The following is a 6,624-nucleotide window of genomic DNA, read 5'->3' as shown; positions in this document are numbered from 1 at the left end:
GGTTATAACGAAGCGTTGTTCACCACCATCCGGCTAGAGGAATTCGTTCCGGCCAACCATCCCCTGCGCCCCATCCGCACCTGGCTCAACCAAGCCCTCACCAATATGGATGCCCGCTTCTCCGCAATGTACGAGGCCGATGTCAAAGGCGGACGACCAAGCATTGCGCCTGAGAAACTGATGCGTGCCATGTTGCTCCAGGTGCTGTACAGCATCCGCAGCGAGCGGCTGCTGGTCGAACAGATTTCCTACAACCTGCTGTTCCGCTGGTTCGTCGGCCTCGCCATCGAAGACCCCGTGTGGAACCACTCCGTATTCAGCAAGAATCGTGACCGGCTGATTACCTTTGATGCCGTCACCGAATTGTTCAATACCACTGTCGAGATGGCCGCCAGTAAGGGGCTACTATCGGGTGAACATTTCAGCGTCGATGGCACCTTGATCCAGGCGTGGGCCAGCCATAAGAGTGTGCGACGCAAGGACGGAAGCGATGATGATCGCCCCCCAGGCAACTGGCATGGCGAGAAGCGCAGTAACGCCAGTCATGCTTCGGTTACCGATCCAGACAGCAAGCTGTACCGCAAAAGCAGTGTCGCACCGGCGCAGCTGAGCTACCTGGGTCATGTGCTGACCGACAATCGTCACGGACTGGTGGTCAATGTGCGTGCCAGCAGCGCCGATGGCTATGCAGAACGGGATGTGGCAGCCACCATGCTGGCGGATGTTTGCAAACCGAATGCCCGCGTCACGGTCGGGGCCGACAAGAACGACGACACGCGTGGCTTCATCAGTGCCTGCCGCAAGATGAGGGTGACGCCGCATGTGGCACGGAATACCCGACGAAGCGGAGGCAGCGCGATTGACGGTCGCACCACGCGTCATCATGGCTACGCGCTGAGCCAGCGCCGGCGTAAATGCATCGAACAGTGTTTCGGCTGGGGTAAGACCATCGGCCCGATCCGTCAGGTGATGGTGCGGGGTTTGGCCAAAGTGGATCAGTTACTTACATTGACGATGGAGGCCTACAACCTGACACGGTTACGTTCATTGGTAGCATTGCGTCCGGAGCTGACGCGAGAAGGTCGTTATCGGGGAAATTCACCTCGCCAGCACCGTTGATGAGGGATTCTGCCTTGAACTGGTTGTGGGGACGGCCGCTGGGGGGGGGGCGATGTGAAGCTGGGTCATGCGCAAGCAAAAGCAGGAATGGGCCCGGCTGACGGGTATTTCAACAGCCTGCTAGGCCTGTGCGTGCGGCAATGTAACCAACGTTTTTTCCTATGTCATTTACTATCATGACCACTTAAGCCAATCTGAGCAGAGCGTTACGCCAGGTTGTCATGGGTGTGGTGACGGCATGCGAGTCTGTGTCGCTTAGATTAACTTCATACCACCGATGCCCCTGTGCCCCAGTAACTACACCAATCACTCGTCCGGCCATTTCAAGAATTGGCCTCTGTTTGATATGCAATTCGCATGCTTCATGAAGTTGATGCCCTGGAATATCCGGCCCTGCGTAGCCGATTGCATCCAATGCCTCTCCCTGGGTTTGTCCCGTCTCATCCACTCTTGATAAGGCATATTCAAGAGATAATGAGCTCTGGCTTGATTTTTCTGTATTTTCCACAAGGCTACCATTGCAATTAGGTTTAGTTTTTTTATCTCACCTATACCAGAATATCTAAATAATTTTTACGTAGAGTGAATACCTCAACTACAATACCAAAATCACTTCTACACAAAGGTCATTGTTCCAATGTGTAGAAGTATGAAAAGTGTCAAGAAAGTAAGGGGATTTTTTGATGAAATTCGGAATCCCCCCCTCTCCGCCAGATATCTACATTAAAGCCCTGGTTATTCAGGGCTTTTTTGTTGCCTGTAATTTTTAGTATGCCATCCAGTATGCCATTCAGTGCTCGCTGTCCTGCTACGCTTTTGGACAATCTTGGACGCTGTGTAAGCGGTTCCTTCCGTTGCACCGGAGCAACGGGTCATCAGCGCTGATGCAGGTGCGGCTATGCTGGCCGACATTTCTGCTGGTGTTCTAGCTAAAAATCAGATCAAGCTCATAAAGCAAGAACCACTGCCCGAGAGGGTGAGTGGCTCTTGCTTGATGTGGTTTTGGAATAAAGACCGAGTTTCGGCCAAAGCGGGCTTTCTACAGGCTGATAGGTAACGTCTGGTTTGCACAGAATTTCAGACACGCTCACTACTTACGTACTAGCGTTTCCCTCCACAGGATGCCGAACATCAATACATTGACATAGGTAAGGCATATCTACACAAGAAAATAATCTTGATTTCAGGATTTTAATTCCTGTATATTGGAATTATGAATCTAGATACTCTTCTCGCAAAACGCATCCGTGCGCTCCGTAAGCTTCGCGGCTATTCACTGGAGACTCTCGCCGAACTTAGTAGCGTGAGTCGTTCTATGATTTCCGTAATTGAGCGCGCCGAAACCAGTGCCACGGCGACCGTGCTCAATAAGCTCGCCGATGCACTGGGTGTTAGCCTCGCGTCGCTCTTCTCTGAACAAGCTGAAGAAACCATCTCACCTCTGGCGCGCCATGACTCGCAGTCTGTATGGCAGGACCCTTCATCAGGTTATCTAAGACGACAGCTCTCACCACCAGGCTATGGCACACCCATTGAGCTTGCCGAGGTGATCTTCATGCCGGGCCAGAGCGTCACCTTCGAAAATGCCATGCGCAGTATCGTCACTCATCAGCAAATCTGGATGCTGGCTGGAGAAATGCACATCACTGTCGAAGGACAGTGCTGGCAGTTAAAGGCAGGTGACTGTCTCGCCATGACGCTGGGTCAGCTAATCGTTTTCCACAACCCGACATCCATTTCGGCACGCTATCTCGTCGCACTGACCACGCTGCCATCCACATCAGGAAGACCGTAATGATCGAACACAAGTTGGTTAACTGCAGTTTTGAACGTCATGCTAGCTCCATCCTGGACATCTTTAATGAGGCCATTCTCAACTCGACCGCACTGTACGACTACAAGCCACGTTCGTCTGAGAGCATGGTGAGCTGGTTCGAAACCAAGCATAAAGGCGGATTTCCTGTCATCGGCATTGAAGACAGCAGTGGCACGCTTTTGGCCTTCGGCAGTTATGGTACTTTTCGCGCCTGGCCTGCATTCAAGTACTCGGTGGAGCACTCAATCTATGTACATAAGGACCATCGAGGAAAAGGGCTGGGTATTACCCTGATGCAGGCACTGATTGCTGCTGCGCGACAGAACGATGTGCATGCAATGATCGGCGGTATCGATGCCAGTAATGTGGGCAGCATTGCCCTGCATGAACGGCTTGGCTTCAAGCATGTTGCCACGCTGCCCGAAGTAGGCTTCAAGTTCGGTCGCTGGCTGGATCTTTCCTTTTATCAGCTGTTGCTGGATACCCCGTTAACGCCAGTCGATGGCTAATCGCACCCGAACAGGCACAGGTGCAGGTTTGTCTGCCCGGCTTCTAAATAAAACAAGGGCATATTGTTTATGGACGGCTATCTAATTTTTCCTTTGTTGGCCGCGGCAGGGATCGCACTGGTTATGCAAAACCTGCTGATGGTGCGTATTACAGAGTCGGTGTCAACAGTGGTCATTACATTGGTCATCAACTCAGCAATGGGTTTGGTACTACTGCTTGGCACCTTGCTTGTGCGCAACGGGTTGGCTGGCATTCATGAAACCCTCCAGACAATCCGCCCATGGGTCATTCTGCCCGGCCTACTTGGGTCATTTTTTGTATTTGCCGGAATAGTCGGCTATCAGACGCTTGGTGCCGCCGTGACTATTACGGTACTGGTCAGTAGCCAGCTCATCGCCGGTATGCTGCTAGATGCTTGCAAAACACAAGCAGCACCGAGCCTGCTTTCAGTCTTGGGAGTTGTACTTCTCATTGTTGGAGTAACACTTATCCTGCGCGGACGAGGCTAATACATCGTGATCGGAAGTACCGGAAGCAGAACAAATCAGCACGTTAAAATATCGACGTGTGCAGTATCGTGTGTAAAGCAGACATTGCAGTAACAACTGCTTTTGACCGCTTCGGCCGACCAACTGACGAACTGCCAGCCAGGTTGGCGGCAGTTCGGCCGAACCCGCCACCTGAGCGGGATGCATTAATCGGCAGCTTTACCGTACTCACCAGTCATTCGATTTTGGCTACCGGTATCTGTACGGGTCGAATGATCGGAGGATGACCTTGTCGCGGAAGGTGGTAACGGAGTTTGGTTGAGCTAGGCTTACTGGAGAGTTTTGCATGTTACCGTTGAGAGTTGGGTGTGACCGAAAAACTGTGTACCCTTGTCACGGCCTGTGCCATCGACAATGCACTGTAATCGCCAATGAAATCTCTCTATGATTGTTTCCTAGAACTAGGAATAAGCCGTCAAGTTGAAGCACGCCAGTCACTATTGCGTGCAGGCGAAGTTGCGCAACGGCTCTATCTGATCGAAAAGGGATGCGCGCGCCTCTGTGTTATTGATTCCTCTGGTCGTGAGACCAGTACCCAATTCTTTTTCGAGGGCGACGTTGTTGCCTCGCTGGAAAGCCTGCTAACAGGCAATCCCAGCGGCCAATACCTAGTCACAATAGAGGCCTGTCACTTGAGGGTAATCAATGCCGCCGAGCTCATGAAGCGGGCACAATCAGATACCGACCTTCAAAACGATCTACACGCGTTAACGCAGCGACGATTAATCCACTACGTCAATCTCTACACAAGCGCAATCGCAGATTCACCGACCCAGCGCTATCTAGCCCTGAGGGCCACACATCAGCAGCAACTGGAGCGCATTCCACTGCACATTTTGGCCGCGTATCTTGGTGTGAGTGCGGTACACCTAAGCCGAATCCGGCGCAAACTGAGAAGTGACTCTGGACTGGATGCCATCTGAACATTTGTTAATGTCGCCCAGAAGCACAAATTGCATTATTGCCCCATCACAAACGCGTTGGAGTAATCATGCAAACGTTAGTCATTTTGGCCCACCCATACACTAAGAGTTACTGCCATGCCCTATTCGAGCGAGTGGCTCTGACGCTCGAACAGGCCGGGCATTCGGTTGACCGACTACACCTTGACAAAGAGGAGTTTGACCCAATCATGCGTGGCGCGGATCTTGCCGTCTATGCAAAGGGTCAAAGTGCCGATCCCGCAGTGTTGGCATACCAAGCCCGTATTGATGCTGCGCAGCAGTTGGTATTTATCTTCCCAATCTGGTGGGAGGTAATGCCAGCCCTGCTAAAAGGCTTTCTTGACAAGGTGTTCACTAAGGGCTGGGCTTACGAACCATCTAAACTGGGCGTAAAAGGAAATCTGGGACACATCCAGCGTGCAGTCATTGTGACCACGATGAACACCCCAAAATGGGCATACCGCTGGTTATTTGGCGACGCGGTGCAACGCGCGCTGGCACGGGGCACACTGCGCAAGTGTGGTGTCAAAAAGGTAGAGTGGGTGGCGCTGTCCCCAGTCAGCCATGTCTCGGATGAAAAACGCAAAGACTGGTTGAACCGCGTAGCTTCCAAGTTTGCTTAACCTCTTGTGTAGAAGATCGGGCGTGTAATCCTCCTCTGAGTTTTACATCCGCAGAGTGGTCGATTGGCGAAGGCAATGTCTCTTGGATCGGCGGTAACTTCCAGAGCCTGAAATCACCACCCTTCTGCTACGGTTTAACAGCAGTGTCCGGAATGTGACTCTGAACGGCTACTCAGGATGAGCGACGTGGAAGACCGCTTTGGCCGACCAACAGCCGGTTGAGAAGCCTGGCAGGCGGCAGTTCGGCCAAAGCTGTCAGTCACGCCCAGACTCTCGACGTCCGTTTCTGACTTGAGTGCTGCCGTTAACGTATCTAGAGCGGAAGGGGCGATCCAGACTGAGCGCAGCTTCCCAACTAAAATGGCAACTATCTTGTCGATGGCTGCCATTTCAGTTCAGGTTAGTAGGTCACTCGGGTCTACGTAAAACTAACCTAGATGACCGTGTAGAACACCGAAAGCTGTCCTTTTTTCTCTTTGATTTTCTCGATGACCACTTTACCAATCTCTTTCAGCCTGGCTACGTGAGTACCACCGCAGTGATATGTTGGCAGATTCCCAAATCCAACCTTTCTTTCGTCTCCATCAAGCTGAAGAACCCGGGCGTGGTCTACCTTGATCAATCCATTCACGATGCACTCTAGTTCTTGAAGATCTGGTGTGTTGGAGGTGCCTGATGCTTCAAATACGACACGAGCCTCGCCAGGCCAGTGATGGCCCTTGATGGCGCGCCAGCCAAACTCTTCCAATGAGAAACCAATAAGGTGGCCGGCAGAGTGAAGCCTCGCGTGTAATGCTCTGATCGAACCATCTACAGTGATCATTGCAGGCCCAATATCGACAGCGGTCTTGGTGAAATGCGCCACGCCATTAACTTCATTCATGACCCGTACAACCTCGGCACCATTAATGCGGCCCTTGTCCGAAGGCTGACCTCCTCCTTGGGGATGGAAGAGTGTCCTGTCCAAGGTGACTTTGTACAGACCATCCTGGTCAGCTTGGCACTGAGTTACTGTCACCGTCTCCTGGAGTCCGTCATTGCTGAAGTAAAGTCGCTCAGTCATG

General features: G+C 52.2%; 8 protein-coding genes. 6 read left to right on the top strand and 2 right to left on the bottom strand.

Annotation, left to right across the window (positions count from 1 at the left end; translation table 11 throughout):
• Nucleotides 1–1,119: IS5 family transposase (locus tag HWX34_RS19825; protein WP_178973900.1), on the top strand; the 1,119-nt coding region annotated here is incomplete at its 5' end.
• Between the two features lie 184 nt (nucleotides 1,120–1,303).
• On the opposite strand, the gene HWX34_RS19820 is transcribed toward HWX34_RS19825, so the two are convergent.
• On the bottom strand, nucleotides 1,304–1,627 hold the full coding sequence (locus HWX34_RS19820; protein ID WP_178973899.1) for a hypothetical protein: 324 nt from the start codon (nucleotides 1,625–1,627) through the stop codon (nucleotides 1,304–1,306).
• A 705-nt stretch (nucleotides 1,628–2,332) separates the two neighbouring features.
• Here HWX34_RS19820 and HWX34_RS19815 point away from each other — a divergent pair.
• The 5 genes from HWX34_RS19815 to HWX34_RS19795 all read left to right on the top strand — a co-directional run bounded on the left by HWX34_RS19815 (nucleotide 2,333) and on the right by HWX34_RS19795 (nucleotide 5,560).
• Nucleotides 2,333–2,914: an XRE family transcriptional regulator gene (locus HWX34_RS19815; protein ID WP_178973898.1), complete on the top strand. Its 582-nt coding sequence runs from the start codon at nucleotides 2,333–2,335 to the stop codon at nucleotides 2,912–2,914.
• A complete protein-coding gene (locus tag HWX34_RS19810; RefSeq protein ID WP_178973897.1) occupies nucleotides 2,914–3,444 on the top strand; it encodes a GNAT family N-acetyltransferase in 531 nt (176 codons plus the stop codon). Before HWX34_RS19815 ends, HWX34_RS19810 begins: the two co-directional genes overlap by 1 nt.
• A gap of 69 nt (nucleotides 3,445–3,513) precedes the next feature.
• A complete protein-coding gene (locus HWX34_RS19805) occupies nucleotides 3,514–3,954 on the top strand; it encodes a DMT family transporter (protein WP_178973896.1) in 441 nt (146 codons plus the stop codon).
• Between the two features lie 410 nt (nucleotides 3,955–4,364).
• Entirely contained in the window at nucleotides 4,365–4,916 is a 552-nt protein-coding gene (locus HWX34_RS19800) for a Crp/Fnr family transcriptional regulator (protein ID WP_178973895.1), read from the top strand.
• A 68-nt stretch (nucleotides 4,917–4,984) separates the two neighbouring features.
• Entirely contained in the window at nucleotides 4,985–5,560 is a 576-nt protein-coding gene (locus HWX34_RS19795; RefSeq protein ID WP_178973894.1) for an NAD(P)H-dependent oxidoreductase, read from the top strand.
• Between the two features lie 433 nt (nucleotides 5,561–5,993).
• On the opposite strand, the gene HWX34_RS19790 is transcribed toward HWX34_RS19795, so the two are convergent.
• The gene (locus HWX34_RS19790) at nucleotides 5,994–6,623 is read right to left on the bottom strand and encodes an alanyl-tRNA editing protein (RefSeq protein ID WP_178973893.1); all 630 of its coding nucleotides are present in this window, start codon (nucleotides 6,621–6,623) and stop codon (nucleotides 5,994–5,996) included.
• Nucleotide 6,624 lies beyond the last annotated feature (1 nt).

It is taken from the genome of Aquitalea sp. LB_tupeE (assembly GCF_013391415.1).
GTDB lineage: Bacteria > Pseudomonadota > Gammaproteobacteria > Burkholderiales > Chromobacteriaceae > Aquitalea.
Note: the sequence above shows the minus strand (reverse complement) of the source record. Positions and strands in the feature narration are given on the sequence as shown.

What these genes read in the sequence shown, in the direction of transcription:
- HWX34_RS19815 (WP_178973898.1), top strand. Translation starts at nt 2,333, where the DNA reads ATGAATCTAGATACTCTTCTCGCAAAACGCATCCGTGCGCTCCGTAAG.
- HWX34_RS19810 (WP_178973897.1), top strand. Translation starts at nt 2,914, where the DNA reads ATGATCGAACACAAGTTGGTTAACTGCAGTTTTGAACGTCATGCTAGC.
- HWX34_RS19805 (WP_178973896.1), top strand. Translation starts at nt 3,514, where the DNA reads ATGGACGGCTATCTAATTTTTCCTTTGTTGGCCGCGGCAGGGATCGCA.
- HWX34_RS19800 (WP_178973895.1), top strand. Translation starts at nt 4,365, where the DNA reads ATGAAATCTCTCTATGATTGTTTCCTAGAACTAGGAATAAGCCGTCAA.
- HWX34_RS19795 (WP_178973894.1), top strand. Translation starts at nt 4,985, where the DNA reads ATGCAAACGTTAGTCATTTTGGCCCACCCATACACTAAGAGTTACTGC.
- HWX34_RS19790 (WP_178973893.1), bottom strand. Translation starts at nt 6,623, where the DNA reads ATGACTGAGCGACTTTACTTCAGCAATGACGGACTCCAGGAGACGGTG.